17 protein-coding genes are annotated in these 17,977 nt (G+C 64.7%); 8 read left to right on the forward strand and 9 right to left on the reverse strand.

From position 1 onward, the window contains the following. Positions 1-4,392, forward strand: a complete 4,392-nt coding sequence (locus OH686_RS22935; protein WP_289535485.1) for a response regulator — start codon at positions 1-3, stop codon at positions 4,390-4,392. 40 nt (positions 4,393-4,432) lie between these two features. Further along, positions 4,433-5,971 (forward strand): ATP-binding response regulator, encoded by a 1,539-nt coding sequence (locus tag OH686_RS22940; protein ID WP_289535487.1) that lies wholly within the window; start codon positions 4,433-4,435, stop codon positions 5,969-5,971. A 130-nt stretch (positions 5,972-6,101) separates the two neighbouring features. Here the strand turns inward: OH686_RS22940 and OH686_RS22945 are convergent, their stop codons facing one another. From OH686_RS22945 to OH686_RS22960, 4 genes are all read right to left on the reverse strand, one after another. Next, the gene (locus OH686_RS22945) at positions 6,102-6,629 is read right to left on the reverse strand and encodes a GNAT family N-acetyltransferase (protein WP_289535489.1); all 528 of its coding nucleotides are present in this window, start codon (positions 6,627-6,629) and stop codon (positions 6,102-6,104) included. A 242-nt stretch (positions 6,630-6,871) separates the two neighbouring features. After that, complete coding sequence (locus tag OH686_RS22950; protein ID WP_289535490.1) at positions 6,872-7,195, reverse strand: rhodanese-like domain-containing protein; 324 nt, start codon at positions 7,193-7,195, stop codon at positions 6,872-6,874. Between the two features lie 9 nt (positions 7,196-7,204). Then, entirely contained in the window at positions 7,205-8,566 is a 1,362-nt protein-coding gene (gene chrA, locus OH686_RS22955) for a chromate efflux transporter (protein WP_502942761.1), read from the reverse strand. Next, the gene (locus tag OH686_RS22960; RefSeq protein ID WP_289535492.1) at positions 8,559-9,503 is read right to left on the reverse strand and encodes a chromate resistance protein ChrB domain-containing protein; all 945 of its coding nucleotides are present in this window, start codon (positions 9,501-9,503) and stop codon (positions 8,559-8,561) included. The genes chrA and OH686_RS22960 overlap by 8 nt, the downstream gene beginning before the upstream one ends. Before the next feature lie 150 nt (positions 9,504-9,653). Here OH686_RS22960 and OH686_RS22965 point away from each other — a divergent pair, with 150 nt between their 5' ends. Further along, positions 9,654-10,619: an MBL fold metallo-hydrolase gene (locus tag OH686_RS22965; RefSeq protein ID WP_289535494.1), complete on the forward strand. Its 966-nt coding sequence runs from the start codon at positions 9,654-9,656 to the stop codon at positions 10,617-10,619. Between the two features lie 307 nt (positions 10,620-10,926). Beyond that, entirely contained in the window at positions 10,927-11,793 is an 867-nt protein-coding gene (dapA, locus tag OH686_RS22970) for a 4-hydroxy-tetrahydrodipicolinate synthase (protein ID WP_289535496.1), read from the forward strand. 83 nt (positions 11,794-11,876) lie between these two features. On the opposite strand, the gene OH686_RS22975 is transcribed toward dapA, so the two are convergent. From OH686_RS22975 to OH686_RS22985, 3 genes are all read right to left on the reverse strand, one after another. After that, a complete protein-coding gene (locus tag OH686_RS22975; protein ID WP_289535497.1) occupies positions 11,877-12,356 on the reverse strand; it encodes a VOC family protein in 480 nt (159 codons plus the stop codon). Between the two features lie 103 nt (positions 12,357-12,459). Further along, positions 12,460-12,831 carry a hypothetical protein gene (locus OH686_RS22980; RefSeq protein WP_289535498.1) on the reverse strand — a complete coding sequence of 124 codons (372 nt, stop codon included), beginning with the start codon at positions 12,829-12,831 and terminating at the stop codon, positions 12,460-12,462. Positions 12,832-13,139: 308 nt separating this feature from the next. Then, entirely contained in the window at positions 13,140-13,424 is a 285-nt protein-coding gene (locus OH686_RS22985) for a hypothetical protein (RefSeq protein ID WP_289535499.1), read from the reverse strand. A gap of 321 nt (positions 13,425-13,745) precedes the next feature. On the opposite strand from OH686_RS22985, the gene OH686_RS22990 reads away from it, so the two are divergent. From OH686_RS22990 to OH686_RS23005, 4 genes are all read left to right on the forward strand, one after another. Then, positions 13,746-14,015 carry a con-10 family general stress protein gene (locus OH686_RS22990; RefSeq protein WP_289535500.1) on the forward strand — a complete coding sequence of 90 codons (270 nt, stop codon included), beginning with the start codon at positions 13,746-13,748 and terminating at the stop codon, positions 14,013-14,015. A gap of 137 nt (positions 14,016-14,152) precedes the next feature. After that, on the forward strand, positions 14,153-14,398 hold the full coding sequence (locus tag OH686_RS22995; RefSeq protein WP_289535501.1) for a hypothetical protein: 246 nt from the start codon (positions 14,153-14,155) through the stop codon (positions 14,396-14,398). 223 nt (positions 14,399-14,621) lie between these two features. Continuing rightward, positions 14,622-15,794: a hypothetical protein gene (locus OH686_RS23000; RefSeq protein WP_289535502.1), complete on the forward strand. Its 1,173-nt coding sequence runs from the start codon at positions 14,622-14,624 to the stop codon at positions 15,792-15,794. A gap of 10 nt (positions 15,795-15,804) precedes the next feature. Next, a complete protein-coding gene (locus OH686_RS23005) occupies positions 15,805-16,524 on the forward strand; it encodes a demethoxyubiquinone hydroxylase family protein (protein ID WP_289535503.1) in 720 nt (239 codons plus the stop codon). A 45-nt stretch (positions 16,525-16,569) separates the two neighbouring features. Here the strand turns inward: OH686_RS23005 and OH686_RS23010 are convergent, their stop codons facing one another. Both OH686_RS23010 and OH686_RS23015 read right to left on the reverse strand, forming a co-directional pair. Further along, on the reverse strand, positions 16,570-16,875 hold the full coding sequence (locus OH686_RS23010; RefSeq protein ID WP_289535504.1) for a hypothetical protein: 306 nt from the start codon (positions 16,873-16,875) through the stop codon (positions 16,570-16,572). Between the two features lie 111 nt (positions 16,876-16,986). Then, positions 16,987-17,967 (reverse strand): SDR family oxidoreductase, encoded by a 981-nt coding sequence (locus OH686_RS23015; protein ID WP_289535505.1) that lies wholly within the window; start codon positions 17,965-17,967, stop codon positions 16,987-16,989. Positions 17,968-17,977: the final 10 nt, after the last annotated feature.

Below are 17,977 nucleotides of genomic sequence, written 5' to 3' on the forward strand. Positions count from 1 at the left end.
ATGAACCTGATCGCCCTGCTCGAGCGCCTGCCGCTGCGGTACAAGCTGGTCCTCGGCTTTGCCGTGCTGCTGGCGCTTTCCCTGTTTCTCGGCATGCAAAGCCTGCGTATCCAGTCGGAGCTGAAGCGCGATCTGCACCAGCTCTACAATCAGGACCTCAGGGGCGCCAACCATCTGTATGAGGTGCGGGTACAGCTGCCGCATATTGTCCAGGCGTTGCAGCGGGCCGTGGCCACCAGCAGCGCGGACACTCGTATCGCCTCGCTGCGCCAACTGGAGGCGGCCAAGCAGCAGCTGCAGGAGTCCCTGGCCCTGGCCAAGCCGACCGTGTTCCGGGCCGATAATCTGGAGCGGCTCGCCGAGTTCGAGCTGCTGCTCGAGCGCATCCAGCAGACCGGCAACGAGGCGATGGAGCTGGCGGGGCAGGGGCGCCAGGGCCAGGCCTTGCTGCTGGTTAATGGTGACGAGTTCCAGCAGCTCGACAGCCGGGCCGATGCGGTGCTCGGCGATATCGTTCGCGGCAAGCAGGAGGCGTTGCGCGATCTGGTCGCGGATATCACCCGCAGTGCCGAGCGCAGCAGCCTGCTGACCTACATTCTGCTGCTCGGTGGCCTGGCACTAGCGCTGGTGCTCGCCTGGCTGGTCAGCCAGTCGATCCGCAAGCCGCTCGAGCGGGTGCGCAGCGCAGTCGACCAGCTCACGGCCGGTCATCTCGATCAGCCTATTCCGCACACCGACCTGCAGAACGAGACCGGCGACCTGGCACGGGCCATCGCCAAGCTGCAGGTCGAGTCGCGCCAGCTGGAGCGGCAGCGCTGGATCAAGGCCCAGGTGTCGTTGATCCAGACCGACATACAGGCGGCGGAAACGCCGGAGCAGCTCGGCAGGCTCGTTCTTCAGCGCCTGGCGCCGATGCTGGGGGCCGGTCAGGGCTTGCTCTACGTGCTGTTCGAGGGCTCCAGCCACCTGCAACTGCTCGGTGGCTACGCGCTGGACGGCGAGTTTCCTCCGGCGGAGCGGGTGGCCCTCGGTGAGGGCTTGCTGGGCCAGTGTGCACTCGATCGTCAGGCGCGCCAGCTAACGGATCTGCCGGGCTCTTTCTGGCGCATTCGTTCGCAGCTTGGCGAGGCGGCGGCCAGCCATCTGCTGGTGCAGCCGGTAATGCGCGGCGAGCGCCTGCTCGGCGTACTGGAGTTGGCGGGCCTGCGCGCTCCGCTGGATATAGAGGTGGCGTTGCTGCAGGAGGTGCTGCCCAGGCTGGCCGGTGCCATGGCCATCATGGAGCGCAGTGAGGCCGCCCAGGCATTGCTGGCAGAAACCCGTCGGCAGGCCGACGAGATGGAAGCCCAGACGCTACTGCTTGAGCGCCAGGCATCCGAGCTGGAGACCCAGCAGGCAGCGTTGCGGGCTACCGAGGCCTGGTACCGGGGGATCATCGAGTCCTCCCCGGATGGCTTACTGGTGGTCGATGCCCAGGGCCTCATTCTGTTGACCAACCCGCAATTGGACAACCTGTTCGGCTACGAAGCCGGAGAACTGATCGGCGAGCCGGTCGAGCGGCTCACGCCGGCCATGATCCGCGGTCGCCACGTGGGCCTGCGCAACGAGTTCATCGCCCATGGCAGTACTCGCCAGATGGGCGGCAACATCGAGGACCTGCGGGGCGTGCGCAAGGACGGCAGCATGTTCGCCGTGGAGATCGGCCTGTCCCGTCTGCCTAGCCTGGAAGGGCGGGGCATCTGTGTCTGTGCCTCGGTGCGTGATGTCAGCGAACGCCGGGCGATGGAAACCAAGTTACGCACGGCCAGCGACCGCCTGAGCCTTGCGCAGGAGGCGGGCGACATCGGCCTGTTCGACGTCGACTTCGTGACCGGCCACGACTACTGGACGCCCCAGCTGGAGAAGATGTTCGGTCTCGAGCCCGGCGGGTTCGGTGGGACGATGGAGGCCTGGAAGTCTCTGCTGCATCCCGACGATGCGGAGGAGGCCGACAGGTCCTTTGCCGAGGCGGTCGCCAGTGGCGCCGATCGCTATGACTTCGAGTTCCGCATCGTGCGGCAGAACGACGGCACCGTCCGCACCTTCAGGTCGCTGAGCCGCTTCACCCGCGCCCCGGATGGCACGCCGCTGCGCGCCACCGGGGTCAATATCGACGTCACTGAGCTGGTCGAGGCCCGTGCGGCGGCCGAGGAGGCGACCCGGGCCAAGAGCGACTTCCTGGCCAACATGAGCCATGAGATCCGCACGCCGATGAACGCCATCATCGGCATGAGCCACCTGGCGTTGCGTACCGAGCTGGACAACAAGCAGCGCAACTACATCGAGAAGGTGCATCGCTCGGCGGAGAACCTGCTGGGCATCATCAACGACATCCTCGACTTCTCGAAGATCGAGGCCGGCAAGATGAACCTGGAGCAGCTGCCGTTCCGCCTGGAGGACGTGCTCGACAACTTCGCCAGCATGATCGGCCTGAAGGCCGAGGACAAAGGCCTGGAGCTGCTGTTCCACACCCAGCCCGACCTGCCCACCGCGCTGATCGGCGACCCCCTGCGCCTGGGCCAGGTGCTGATCAACCTGGGCAACAACGCCGCCAAGTTCACCGAGCGTGGCGAGATCGTGGTGGGGGTGGAGGGCACGATCGAGGCCGAGGATCGGGTGATGCTGCATTTCCAGGTGCGCGACAGTGGCATTGGCATGACGGCGGAACAGTGCCAGCGCATGTTCCAGTCCTTCAGCCAGGCCGACAGCTCGATCACCCGCAAGTACGGCGGCACCGGCCTGGGGCTGTCGATCTCGAAGAAGCTGGTGGAGCTGATGGGTGGCAGCATCTGGGTGGAGAGTACGCCGGGGCAGGGCTCCACCTTCCACTTCCAGGTGCACCTCGGGGTGCAGCGCAACGCCCAGCCGCGGCGCATGTTCAAGGCCGACGAGCTGCTCGGCATGCGCGTGCTGGTGGTCGATGACAATGCCAGCGCCCGCGAGATTCTTTCCGGCATGGCGCGCAGCTTCGGCCTGGAGGTCGACGTGGCGGAGAGCGGCGCCACGGCCCTGCACATGCTCGACGATGCGCTGGCCAGGCAACTGCCCTATGACCTGGTGCTGATGGATTGGAAGATGCCCAACATGGACGGCATGGAGACGGTGCGGCGCATGCGCTCCACCAATCCGGACTGCACCCCGTCGGTGATCATGGTTACCGCCTTCGGCCGCGAGGAGGCGCGAGAGGAGGCCGAGCGCCAGGGCATCCAGCTGCCGGTGGTGCTGACCAAGCCGGTAACGCCCTCGACCCTGCTCGAGGCCATCGGCGTGGTGCTGGGCAAGGGCGTGCAGAGCGAGACCCGCGCCACCGAGCGCTCCGGGCAGAGCGCCAGCTCCATGGCCAATCTGCGGGGCGCGCGTGTGCTGCTGGTGGAAGACAACGAATTGAACCAGGAGCTGGCGCGCGAGCTGCTGGAAATCGCCGGCATTCAGCTGCGCGTGGCGTGGCATGGACAGGAGGCGCTGGACATCCTGGCCGCCGATACGGATTTCGACGGCGTGCTGATGGATTGCCAGATGCCGGTCATGGACGGCTACACGGCCACCGGCCGAATTCGCGAGCAGGCGCAGTTCGCCACGCTGCCGGTGATCGCCATGACCGCCAATGCCATGGAGGGTGATCGAGAGCGGGCCCTGGCCAGCGGCATGAACGACCATATTTCCAAGCCGCTGAATGTCGAGGGGATGTTCGCCACCCTGGCCAAGTGGATCAAGCCGGCCGCTCGGCAGCCCGCGCCGTTGCCTCAGGCGGAGCGCCCGGTGGATGAACTGCCGGATAGCCTGGAGGGCATCGACATGACGGCCGGGTTGGCCACCTGCATGGGGCGCCGGGAGCTCTATCTGCGCTTGCTGCGCAAGTTCCGCGATGCCCAGGCGGGCTTTGCCGAACAGTTCCAGGCCGCACTGGCCGATCCGGATGCCCAGGCCGCCGAGCGTCTGGCCCACAGCCTGCGTGGTACGGCTGGCAATATCGGCGCCAGGGGCGTGGCCCAGGCCGCGGCCGAGCTGGAGCGAGCCTGTCAGGCTGGTGAGTCGGCGGCGCTAGCGGGGTTCGCTGCGCAGGTGCAGCGCCTCCTGGCACCGACTCTGGCCGCCTTGGCCCGCCTGGGTGGTGCCGGCCAGGAGACGAGTGGCGAGGCGCTGCAGGAGGGGCCCGAGCTGCGCCGGCAATTGAGCCGGCTCAAGCAACTGCTGGCCGAAAGCGACACCGCCGCCATGGGGGCACTCGTCGAGCTGCGCCGCCAATCCCTAGATCCGGCCTTGGCCAAACGCCTGGCGCTGGTCGCGCAGCAGGTCGAACTGTTCGACTTCGATCGCGCGCTGGAGCTGCTGCAGGACGGCGAGACGCAATGACACCTCATTTTCCTTTCGAGGCTCGGGAGTGGCAGACGCCATGATGACCGCGGAAACCGTTTTCCTCGTCGTCGATGACGCGGACACCATGCGCAAGGTCAACAGCAGCCAGCTCGAGCGGCTCGGCGCTCGGCATATCCTGCTGGCCGGCAATGGCGCCGAGGCGCTTGCGGTGCTGCGGGCGCGCAAGGTCGACGTCATCCTTTCCGACTGGAACATGCCGGTCATGAATGGCCTCACCCTGCTGCGCGAGGTGCGCAATGACTCCAGGCTGGCCGCGCTGCCTTTCATCATGATCACTGCGGAAAGCTCCCGCGCGCAGATCACCGAGGCCATCGCCGCGGGGGTCAGTAGCATCCTGATCAAGCCCTACACCGCCAATGACCTGGCGCAGCGCATCACCCGCGCCATGAGCCGCCGGCCGTCTCTGCCACGCCCGCCGGTGGTCGAGGCTCCGGTGCAAACCGCCGAGCCGGTTGCCGAGCGGCGCCCGACACTGCTGGTGGTGGATGACGTGCCGGACAACCTGGCGCTGATCGTCGGCCTGTTCCAGGACGAGTACCGGGTGCTGGCGGCTCGTGATGGCAGCAGTGCACTGAGCATCTGCACCTCGGGCACGCCGCCGGACCTGATCCTGCTGGACGTGATGATGCCGAACATGGACGGCTTCGAACTGGCCGAACGCCTGCGCAGCCATCCCGATGCCGGGCGGATTCCGGTGATCTTCATCACCGCCATGACCGATAAGGCGGCGCAGCTGCGAGGGCTGGAGCTGGGGGCGGTGGATTTCGTCAGCAAGCCGGTGGATCCCCAGGCGCTGCATCTGCGCGTGGTCAACCTGCTGCGCCTGGTTGAGCAGCGCAATGCTCTGCAGCAAGAGTACGACACCATGCTGGAGCTGGAGCGCCTGCGCGAGGAGGCGAGCAGCATTTCCCGCCACGACCTCAAGGCGCCGTTGTGCAACATCCTCGGCCTGGCCCGCAGCCTGCTGCTGAGTGAAAGCTTGCTGCCGCGCCAGCTGCAGATGCTGCATAGCCTGGAGAGCGACTGCCAGAACCTGTTGGGGATGATCGACCTGGCCAGCGACCTGTACAAGATCGAGACCGGCCGCTTCGTGCTGCGCCCCGTACCGGTCGATCTGCTGGCGATGGTGCGCCGTCTATGCGAGTCGGCCAGGCTCACCTACCAAGCCAAGGGCCTGGCCATCGAGCTGGTCCTGGAGGATGCCACCGAGACAACGCCGCTTCTGGCCAGCGGCAGCGAGCTGCTGTGCTTCTCGCTGCTGAACAATCTGCTGAAGAACGCCTGCGAGGCGGCCCCCGACCAGAGCCGGGTGCACCTGGAGCTGCGGCGGATGGACTGCATCGAGCTGGTCATGGAGAACCAGCCGGCGGTACCCGTGGCGTTCCGGGCACAGTTCTTCGAAAAGTACGCGAGCCACGGCAAGCCAGGCGGAACCGGTCTCGGCACCTACTCCGCCAAGCTGCTTGCGGAAGCGCAGAAAGGGAGTCTGGTTCTGGAAACGGACGACGAAGCGAACCTGACGCGCCTGCGCCTGAGGCTCCCGCTGGCGGTTTAGTTACGGATGATCGTAAGTCTTGCAGGGCCGCAACGTTTTTTTTGGCCGATTGCAGCCCTTTACGACAGGCAGCTATCGGCCAAAAGCAGTCGTCGCCCCCAGCGCTACTACTGAATCGAACAGGGCATAGTCATCGTCGTGTACGAAAAAAAGCGTGCCCATCGATCTTGAACATGTTCGGCACCTCGCCCACCTGGACGAATCCGGCCTGTTGGTAGAGGACGAGAGCGGTCTGATTGTTGCTGAGTACCTGCAGATCAATCCATTCCAGCCCCGAGGATGCAGCCCAACGCCCCGCATGTTCGATCAGGGCTGCTCCTAAGCCTTGGCGTCGGACGTTGCGGTGAACTCCCATGCCCAGCAGGCAACGGTGTGCCGCATAGCGCTCAGCGTGGCCTCGGAGGTCGATGTGCCCGAGGATTTGCGCCTCCGTTCCCCGCGCAACCCATGCCCGGCGCCAGCCGGACTCACCCACCGCAATCTCCAGCCCGGCACGGAATGCGGCTTTTCGCTCCTCAGGGAACGAGGAAGCACTGCGGGAGAGCGGCTGGAAATATCCAACATCCGGCGAGCCGTTCTCGCGCAAATGGTCATCGAGATAGGTGATGAACTCATCGAAATCGGCAGGTGAAAGTGCCTCTATCGAATATGTCTGCATGAGTGATCCGCTCCTTGGTCAGGTCGCCTCAGGCTCTATCGGCTGGTCGCGGCGATCAAGAAGTTTATGTCCCAGTCTGCTTGCAGCACAGGCACTGCGATGACTGCTATTGGCCGGTAGCTGCCTGTCGTCACCGGCTGCAATCGGCCAATAACGGACAGTGAGTGGCAGCCCCATGTCCGTTTACCAGCGCATCGATCCAGGCTGCGGGTCGCCTTTAGCGAGACGGGCAGACTACGAGGCTAGAGCAAATCGCACACCGGCTGCCTGGCTTCGCGCCACCCTGCAAAGCCGTCGACGAGATATCGCGCATCCAGTCCCATTGCCCGGAGGGTAGCGGCACATCCCTGGCTGATTTCATGCCCGCGAGCGCAGTAAAGAATCACTGGTCGATTCCGTGGCACCTGATCCTTCCAGGAGAAAAGCTGTTCGGGGTCATGCCATTTCGCGTTGGCGATCTGTGCCCCGTCGGCGTTGCGCACGATGGCTCGGCGCACATCGAGCAGCTCGAAGCTGCGACCTGCAGCCTGCCATTCGGCGAGCTCGTGAATCGATATGCGCCCCATAACCCCTCCCTAACGCAGCAGGTGGATAGCCAAGCCGACGAGAGCGCAGCCCAGTAACACCTGGATGACGCCACGCTTGAAGCGGAACAGCGCCACTGCGGCGCCGACGGTGATCAACGCTGAAGGCCAATCGAAGCTGCCGGCAAAACCCTCGGGCCACAGCACGTGATAGCCGAAGAACAACGCCAGATTGAGGATGACGCCAACCACCGCGGCAGTGATGCCGGTCAGCGGAGCCGTGAACTTCAATTCGTTGTGGGTCGACTCCACCAGCGGGCCGCCGGCGAGGATGAACAGGAACGAGGGCAGGAAGGTAAACCAGGTGACCAGACTGGCCGCCACGGCACCGGCAAGGAAGGCCTGTTCCGGCCCGAAGACCTGATGCACGTAGGCGCCAACGAAGCCCACGAAGGCCACCACCATGATCAGCGGTCCCGGGGTGGTCTCGCCCAGTGCCAGGCCATCGATCATCTGGGTGGGGGTCAGCCAACCGTAGTGGCCTACCGCGCCCTGATACACATACGGCAGTACCGCATAGGCGCCGCCGAAGGTGAGGAGGGCGGCCTTGGTGAAGAACCAGCCCATCTGGGTCAGGGTACCCTCCCAACCATACAGGACGGTCAGTAGTCCCATCGGCAAGGCCCACAGCACGGCTCCTACTGCGACCAGCAGGGCCAGGCGTGGCCAGCGGAAGCGCGCATGGGCCGGCGGTGGCGTGTCATCGTCGATCAATGCCGGGCCGTAGGACTGCTTGGACGCACCATGCCCGCCACCGATGCTGAACTTGTCGGGAGCATAGCGTCCGCCTAGGTAGCCGATCATGGCTGCCCCCAGGACGATCAGCGGGAACGGGAGGTTGAGCGCGAAGATCGCCACGAAGGAGGCGGCCGCGATTGCCCACAACCAGTTGTTCTTCAGTGCGCGCGAACCGATACGGTGAGCAGCCTGCACCACGATGGCGGTGACGGCGGGTTTGATGCCGTAGAACAATCCCGCCACCACGGGCACTTCGCCGAAGGCGATGTAGACCCAGGACAGGGCAATCAGGATGAACAGCGAGGGCAGCACAAACAGTGCGCCGGCGATCACCCCACCCCAGGTGCGGTGCATGAGCCAGCCGATGTAGGTGGCCAGTTGTTGGGCTTCCGGGCCCGGCAGGAGCATGCAGTAGTTCAATGCATGCAGAAAACGCCGCTCCGAGATCCAGCGCCGTCTCTCCACCAGCTCCTGGTGCATGATCGAGATCTGCCCGGCGGGGCCGCCGAAGCTGATGAACCCCAGTTTCAGCCAGAACAGGAATGCCTCGAGTAGGCCGACTTTTTCTACCTTGCCCTGGTCTTGCTCTGTCGCTTGCATGGCCGTTTCACTCATCACGTTGTCCTTCCTTGCCGAATGCGGCCAGCAGCCCATCGAAGATGGCGCAGGCCGCAGCCAAAAGCTGATCGTCGTCCTGGATGCTGTCTCGCAGACCAGCCAGTACGCGCTCCACACCCATCGCTTCCGTGGGTTGCGCGCCCCCCACATCCAGGTAATGCACTAGTGCCCCTAAGCGCTGAAGCCCCGGCGCCTCCAGCGCGAAGCTGGCCTGCAGGGTTTCGAAGGTGACCTTGTTGCCGACGTGGCTGAACCGGGCACCATCGAAATCGAATCCGAGCGCATCCGCAGGGCACGCATCGGGAGAGGGCAGCCAGAGGATGCTGGCCTGCGGATCGATGAAGCGGCGGATCAGCCAGGCACTGGCCAGGCGGTCTACCCAGGCACGCTGGCGAGTCGCCCAGGTTCGCCCGCGGTAATCCCGCGGGTCGAGCTGCTCGAGGGCTTGCTCGTGGCTGCTGGGCTCGTCCTTGCACAGCGCTCGGTTGATGGCCACTTCCAGGTCACGCAGCAGCGCGTCTGCCTGTTGCAGAGCTGCGCCCGGAAAGAAGTCGATGGCCTGGATCTGGGCGAACGACTTGCGCAACTTGCGCGCCTGGCGAGCAGTCGCCAGCGCATTCTCGGGCGTCAGCTGGGCCAGTTGGGGCTCAACCTCCGAGCGCAACCTGGCGTAATCGTCGCCGCGATCGAAGAGCGCCATGAAGCGTTCGCCTTGAGGGTCATCTACCGGCAACAGCGTCGCCGAGCCACCGCTATCCAGTACGTCACGCTCGACGGACTCCAGGACCTCGCGACTAGCCGAACCATCAGGCAAGAGATAGACCCCATCGCGCAGCACCGCAGCGCCAGCGCTTTTCAGCGTGCGCCAGGCGCGCATTCGCTCGGCGGCATTGGCCGTCGGCAGCGCCATGACCAGACACAGCCAATGATTCAATGTAGAGATCTCACGAAATAAGTTCTTACTCTACATTACTCTGCAGCGCTGCTATTGGGAACCACGAAGAAGACATGGGAAGTTCGTGGAGTCGCACCAACTAATGTTATTCATCGATCACTGATGAACGCCCGAGCGTAGGTCCTTGCCATGAACATCAAACAGCTGTGTCTCTACCTGATGGTGCTGCTGACTACCGGCCCACTGACTCTTGTGGCCCCTTCGCTGGCTACGGCCGGCGCTACAGGCGCTGAGCAACAGGTTGCGGGCGTCTACCGCTTCGATGTTGGCCGGTTCAGAGTCACCGCCCTGAGTGACGGAACCCTGCCGCTTGACCTGCACCCTCTGCTCAAGGGCATCAGCGCCAAGCAGATCGACGCTCTGCTGCGTAGGGGATTTGCTGCCAATCCCCTGGAGACATCAATCAACGCCTACGTGATCGACACCGGTTCACGACTGGTGCTGGTCGATACCGGTGCCGGCGAATTGTTCGGTGCGGTTGGCGGCAAGCTTCACGAGAGTTTGGCGGCGGCTGGCTTTCGCCCGGAGCAGATCAGCGACGTGCTGATCACGCACATCCACACCGACCACTCCGGTGGCCTCGCTCGCGGCGGGCGCATGCAGTTTCCCAACGCGACCGTCCACGTCGGCCAGGCAGATGTCGATTTCTTCCTCGACCAGGCCAACCTGGCCAAGGGGCTGAAGCCCAAGCATCTGGAGGAAGCGCTCAAGACGGTCGGCCCGTACCAGCAGGCGGGCAAGTTGAAAACCTTCTCCTCGAGATCGGAAGTGCTGCCAGGCATCACCGCCATACCCACTCCCGGACATACGCCTGGGCACAGCTTCTACCGGGTGGAGAGCGAGGGGCAGAGCATCAATTTCTGGGGCGACATCATGCATGTCGGCCTGATCCAGTTCCCCCGGCCCGAGGTCACCATCGCCTTCGATGTCGATCAGGACGCGGCCCGTGCCCAGCGTTTGCTGCAATTCGAGCGAGCAGCCGGCGAGAGGCGGCTGTCGGCCGTGGCCCATCTGCCATTTCCCGGTATCGGCCATATCCGTCGAGAGGCCGGTCAGTACGAGTGGGTTCCGGCTCTGTACCGCAACCGCGATTGACCGCGCCGGGCTGCTGATTGACAGCCATGCCAACCGCTGCGCACTATCCGGCTCAGGATTTTGCGCAACGGACATTCCATGTTCCCGACCCTCGACCACTCGCTGCCAGCGCCGGGCTTCTTCGCCCAGGCCGGCGCGTGCGTCGTCGTTGCCAATAAATCCAAGAAACAGTCGCTCATTTGACCGGGGCGCGCTGTCCCGTCAGATGGGCTGACAGGACACAAGGCGCCAGGTCGAACCTCCCGCACGCTTGATTCCCACACCCTCCTGACGGCGACTTTTACGGTCAGCCACAAGGAGTTTTCGCATGTCTGATTTTCGTGGGATCTGGGTGGCCCTGGTCACTCCCTTTCGTGCCGGTGAGATCGATTTCGCCGCACTGCATGGCCTGGTCGGCAGGCTGCTGGAGGAGGGCGTCTCGGGCCTGGTGATCTGCGGCTCCACCGGTGAGGCGGCGGCGCTGAGCCAGGAGGAACAACTCGCGGTGCTGGACGCGGTGCTGCAGTGGGTGCCGCAGCAGCAGGTGATCATGGGCCTGGCCGGCAACAACCAGCGCGAGCTGTTGGCCTTGCAGCAGCAGATCCAGCTGCGCGCGCCTGCCGGGCTGCTGGTGCCGGCGCCTTACTACGTACGCCCCTCGCAGCAAGGGCTGGAGGCCTTCTTCCAGACGGTCGCCGATGCCACCAGCGTGCCGCTGGTGCTGTATGACATTCCTTACCGCACCGGCGTGCGCATCGAGCGCGAGACCTTGCGGCGCATCGTTCGCCACCCGCGCATCGTGGCGATCAAGGACTGCGGCGGCGATCCGGAAACCACCATGGCGCTGATCGCCGATGGCAACGTTCAGGTGCTGGCAGGCGAAGACCTGCAGATCTTCGGCACGCTGTGCCTGGGTGCAGCAGGGGCCATATCGGCGTCCGCGCACATTCGCGCCGATCTCTATGTGCTGATGCAGCGGCAGATCGAGCAGGGTGAGTTGGTGGCTGCGCGACGCACCTTCTATCGCCTGCTGCCCTGGATGCAGCTGGCCTTCGTCGAGCCGAATCCGGCGGTGATCAAGGGCGCCCTGGCTGTGCAGGACAGAATCGCCCATGAACTGCGCGAGCCGCTGATGCCTTGCACGTCGGGGACGCTGGAGCGGGTGCGCGAGGTGTTGGCGGCATTGGCGGATTAGCCTCCGCGAGGCGCCGGGGCGTTGCGCTTATGACCGTCGGCTGATCACCAGCCGACGGGCAGAAGCGCAGGCCCAGATGCCGGTCAACCTTTCAGCGCTGCTTCGATGGCGGCGATGTCAATCTTGTGCATGCCCATCATCGCTGCAAAGGCGCGCCCGGCCGCTGCCTGGTCCGGGTTGGTGATCGCGTCCGTCAACGCGCGCGGGGTGATCTGCCATGACAGGCCCCATTTGTCCTTGCACCAGCCGCATGCGCTTTCCTGCCCACCGTTGCCCACGATGGCGTTCCACAGGCGATCGGTTTCGGCCTGGTCATCGGTGGCAACCTGAAACGAGAAGGCTTCGGTATGCCGGAAAGTGTCCCCGCCGTTAAGTCCGAGGCAGGGAATGCCCAGCAGGGTGAAATTGACCGTCAGCACATCGCCCTGTTTGCCTGCAGGGTAGTCGCCAGGCGCGCGGTGGATAGCGTCCACCGAACTGTTCGGAAATGTCTCGGCATAGAAGGTCGCGGCATCCAGCGCGGTGCCGTCGTACCAGAGGCAGATGGTGTTCTTGCTGATCATCCCGATTCTCCACGAGGGGCCGTATTGCCCGCGTAGCCAGCCTAGCAGGGCAACAGATCAGATTCTGTTTCTGTCGGCCCGCTGGGCGGCTCGCCGATCACCCTCAGGATGTGGAGGAGCTGCGACCCCGCGCGGCTTTCCCGTTGCCTTCCTGGTGCTGGAACAGCACGCCGTCATACAGCGGACCCTTCTCATCGAGTATGAGAACGCAGCGTCGCAGGATGCTGCGACGCTCCTGAGGGTAGAGGTTGTACGACCGCGATCTGAAGTGGCCCAGGGCAAGTCGGCAGGCCTTTTCCGCGTCGCTGCACGGCATCTGAACCTCGGGCGCCGGGTAGTAAACCGCCTGGGTGGTCTCTCGAAAGAGCACATTGACCAGCAGGATCTTGCCGCCGTGACACATGACATCCAGAAAAATCGAATCCCGCAGCTGTGCGAGGGGAACCTCGTACCGCTCACGATGTAGCGCACTCATGGCTTTGACATGCCTTCTAACTAAGTGAGAGAGCGGCGTCGGCTGTAGCGCTCTCGTGGGTAACCACGATCCTTAGTCAGGTTCTTCAGCAGGAGTGCAAGCTGAGTTAGCTAGAGACTGGGCGGGGAATGTGGGCGTGTGTTCCCTTAGACTTGTACGCCTCGTTGGCGATACCGTCCACGAATATCTCCAGCTATTTTTCGCTGCCCGTGCCTCTCGTGGGAACAGCGGGCTAAACGCATCCACAGGGTCAGCGCAGCCGTCCGTTGCCCGATCAGGCTATACGCCGCCAGAGCGCGCAATGCTGGCTACTCGAGCATGCCGGGATCTGTTTGCCCGTCGCCATGTGCCCCACCGGGATTCTCCTGATCGGTGGAGTCGCCGGGCTGTCCTTCGAGGACCTGATCGCCATCCAGCGTGTTGGTCGGTCGCTCGGTCGAAGGTTTCTCCCGATCCGCTTCTTGCGGCTGTTTCTCTTGGGCATTTGACGCCGAGCCGTGCTCGTCCGCGGTCGGTTCAGCGGGCGGCTGAGCCTGGGCGTCAACGCTCAGGAACAGGCCCAGGGTCAGGGCTGCGAGATGGAATTTGCTCATTGGAATAGCCTCACGACATGCGAAGAAAGGCCCGGCGAACCGCTCCCGCATGCGGGCTCGACCATGGGCTGGCATGAGTTTCTACTGCGTCTAGGTGGCAGAGTTCCGCGCCGGCGACGGATGCGCTGCGGTGCATCGCAGTGTGTTTTCTTTGCCTGCCTCGATGGGCGATTTGGCGTGGCGCCGGAACTGGCATTTGGCCTTCTACCGCTCGTCTGCCATCGCCAAGCGAGGCGTGGAAATAGACGGAACATCAAGCGGCGGTGTCGCCTCCATTGAAGCGCCTGGGCAATCCTTGCCCTGCAATTTGGAGATAACGACATGAGTAACAATCAAGGCAATCAAGGCAATCAAGGCAATCAAGGCAGCCAAGGCAGCCAAGGCAGCCAAAGCAATCAAGGCAGCCAAAGCAATCAGGGCAGCCAAGGCGGCCAGGGCAATCCGGGCAACTTCGCCAATGATCGGGAGAAGGCCTCGGAAGCCGGTAAAAAAGGCGGCCAGAACAGCGGTGGCAATTTCGCCAACGACCGCGAGAAGGCCTCCGAAGCTGGCCGCAAGGGTGGCCAGAACAGCCACGGCGGTGGTCGCTAGTAGGCGTAACCGCTGAGAAGGGAGGCCCGTTCAGGGCCTCCTCTCATCGAGGATCATCCATGCTGGTACATGAGCTTTCCGGAAGCATCCCGGGTTATCGGGTCATAGGCGCTGGCGAGGAAGGAGAGGGTAGGCGCGTGCTGTCCCTGGCCAACGAGGCCACCGGCGAGCGCTATGCCATCGATGCCTTGCGGCTCGACCAGTTGGCAGGCCTGGAGCCGGCATCGGTCGGCAAGCGGATTTCGGAAGACCTGACACTGCTCGCCGCGGGCATGTCCGTCGAGGGTGTACGCAAGGTCGAGCGGCGGCTGGACGAGAGCGCCAGCGAGCGTCGTGTCGTCGATGGTTCGGGCTTTACCCTGGCCGCGCTGGATTCGTTTTAGTAACTGCGCATTGCTTTATCCGTCTCGTTTTTCAACGAGTCGGACCTCCCCCATATTTCCTCGCATCGGCACGACCATCCACGGGTTGCGGTCGAGGAGTCCGCCTGCGCCACGTGGACCGCAGCGGCGCTCAACCGCCTATCGCACGGGTGCAACTCGGTCAGGCGACGCCACTCTCGACTAGGAGGCCACCGCGGCCTGCCACGACAGAATGGAGGTGAGAATGGAAACCCTGACTAGCCTGTTCGACGCCAAGGGCTGCCCCTTGGATAAACAGAAATTCACCTGGCGGGAGATGACCAGCAAACCCATCAGCAAACTGGACGACGATGCCTTCACTCGGGTGCGCATCATCCTCATGAACGGCATCGAGACCGACGCCCTGCGCCTGAAGAACATCGGCGCGCGTTTCCATGGTGAGTTGCGCCCGGCCCTGGCCCAGGTGCGGCGTGCCGAGCAGCATCAGGCGACCATGGTCAACTGGCTGCTGTCCGCCGATCACTCGCCGCTGGAAACCACTGTGGCCTACGAGCAGGTGGCCATCGAGGTGACTGCCGCCGTGGCACAGCGCGAGCCCGATCCCTACCAGGCGCAGACCTACCGCTTCGGCCTGCTGGAGGACTTTGATCACCTGTACCGCTATTCGGCCATGCTCGATCGGCTGGAGGGCAAGGATGCCAATAACATCCTGCAGGGCTACACGGACATCATCCCCAGCCGGCCGACCACAGTTCACCACCGCGCACCGGAAGACGACCTGCGGGACTCCTACCAGCGCGAATCGGCGGCGCTGATCACCAAGATCCACGCGGCGATGATCACCGCGGCGGAATACCAGACCCACGATTACTACATGACCATCGGCCCAACCTTTGCCGACCCGCTCGCCCGTCAGTTGTACGCCGAGATCGCCTCGGTCGAGGAGCAGCATGTGACCCAGTACGGCTCGCTGCAGGACCCCGGCGAGAGCTTCTTGGAGAAGTGGCTGATCCACGAGGCCACGGAAGTCTACGGCTACAACAGCTGCGTGGAGCAGGAAGGCAACCCGCGCGTCAAGGCGATCTGGGAACGCTTCCTGGACTACGAGCTGGGCCATCTCAACCTGGTGTGCGAGCTGTTCAAGAAGCACGAGAGGCGCGACCCCGCCGAGATCCTCCACGGCGCGGTGCCGAAGATGATCGAGTTCAAGAGCCAGCGCGAATTCGTGCGCAAGACCCTGGCCGAAGAGATCGACCTGCGCGCCAAGGGGCATGACTTCGTGGACCGCAAGAACGAGGGTCATGCCAGCCGCGACTACCGCAACCAGCTCAACTCCGAGGGCGTCGCCGCGGAGACCGTGTCCGCCGGCTATCAATGGGCGCCCGGTACCGAGCTCAGCCTGAAACAAGCTTCCTGAGGAGATCGTCATGCAGAACGCAACCAAGATGGGCCTGAATTGCACCGGCGCGCAGATGTCGCCGCTCGATAGCGAAGAACAGCTCAAGGCCTCCCAGGAGGTACCGCCGGACATTCCCGGCAACGAGAAGAAGCTGGCCCTGGTCCGCAAGGAGAAGGCGGCGGAGGCCGATGCCATTGGCTCGGTGCCCATCCCGGGCACGGCCAAGGGCATGGTCAAGACCGCGCTGAACAAGCTGGTGGGCGTCAGCCCCGAGATGCTGATCGACAAGCTCGGCGAGCGTCTGGCCTTCGAGCGCAGTGGCGTGCGCTTGTACGAGGCGCTGTTGGCCAAGGCCGGCGCCCTCGACTCGATGGACGCCGGCATGCTCAAGACGCTGCAGCACTTCCGTGACGAGGAGGCCGAGCACTTCGCCCTGGTCGTCGCCGCGATGCAGCGGCTCGGCGCCGACCCCACGGCGATGACGCCCTGCGCCGATGTGGTCGGCGTCACCAGCATGGGCGTGCTGCAGGCCATCAGCGACCCGCGTACCAACCTGGCGCAATCGCTGAATGCGCTGCTGACCGCCGAGCTGACCGACAACGCTGGGTGGGAGTTGCTGATCGAGCTGGCCGAGGCCAGCAACCAGACCGAGATCGCGCAATCCTTCGAGAAGGCGCTGGCCCAGGAGCAGGTGCACCTGACGACGGTGCGCAGCTGGCTGGCCGAGGCGGTTCTGGATCAGGTCTGAGGCCGCATGCCGGGCCATTGCGGCCCGGCTCGGTTTATCCGGTGGTCAGTCAAGCGAGCCGGGGTCGGAGGCCGGGTCGGTCGGCCCGCCGGGGGAGGAGTGCTCGGCGGAGTCGTCGCGCTCGCCATCGTTCTGCGCGTTGCCGTCGCGGGTGTTTACCTTGCGTCCGTCTTCGGTGCGGACCTGGCCGTTGTCCTGGTGCGTATCCAGTTCCTGTTGCGGCGCCGGATTGCCCCTCGGGCTCGGCGCCGAGCCCTCGTTGGCGTCGGGGCTACCGGCGGGGGCCTGGGCCAGGGCGACGTTACCGACCAGCAGGGCGGTGGCGGCTAGGACGATTCGCAGCGCTTTCATATAGGCATTCTCTTTGTGGTCGGCGACCCAGTTTGGGCCGCCATGCCTTCGGCAAGGTTCGCCCGGTGTGACCGACGGTTGCGCAGCGAGACGCCGGGTGAAGCCTCAGTGCTACGCGCCGTGGCGCAGTCGCTGCAGCAGTCCCCAGCCAATCAGCACGGCGGCCGCCGTGCCGAGCAGCAGCGGCGTGGTGCTGCTGGTGGCGGGCGTGCGCCAGCCGCCATCGATGCGTCGCTCACCGGAGGGCGGCTGGAACAGGTTGCCCGAGGATTGCGCGATGGGTTCGCCATGCTTGAAGGCCCGGCCGACCAGCAGGCCGGAGAGCTGCGCGAAACCGGGCAGCAGGAAGTGGCCGAGGCGCAGCAGGGTGGCGGTGCCGCCCACCGTCTTGCCGGGCCTGGGATGCCGAGCCAGGTCGACCATCGCCTCGGCGACCAGGCGCGGATCGTAGCGCGGCGGTGGCGGCTTGAGGGCGCTGCCGGTGAAGTTGCCGCCATCGCGGAAACCGGGCGTATCCATCACCGCGGGGTACACATCGCAGACGTGGATATCCGGCCACTGGGTTAGCTCGCCGCGCAGCGCCTCGGAGAAGCCACGCAGGCCGTACTTGCTCGCCGAATAAGCCACCGCATAGGGCTGCGCCACCCAGCTGCCTACCGACAGGGTGTTGATCAGCACTCCCGACTTCTGCGCCTTGAAGTACGGCAGCGCCACATGGGCGCCGCGCAGGTAGCCGAGCAGGTCGGTCTGGACGATCTGTTCATGGGCCTGCAGCGGGGTCTGCACGAAGTCGCCTACCGCGCCGACGCCGGCGTTGTTCACCCACACATCGAGATGGCCATCGCCAAACGCCGCGGCGCGGGAGGCGAGACTCTCCACCGCGGCGCTTTGCGTGACATCGGTTGGCACGGCCAGGGCATGCGCGCCCAGTGCTTCGCACTCCTCGACGACCGTGGCCAATGCGCTGGCGTCGCGGGCTGCCAGCACCAGGCGTGCGCCCTGCCGGGCAAAGGCGTGAGCGGCCGCCCGGCCGATGCCGCTGGAGGCGCCGGTGATGACCACCAGCGCGTTGTTGAGGGAGCGCGTGCTCATGGGAGGACTC

The organism is Pseudomonas sp. SO81 (assembly GCF_030374125.1).
GTDB lineage: Bacteria > Pseudomonadota > Gammaproteobacteria > Pseudomonadales > Pseudomonadaceae > Aquipseudomonas.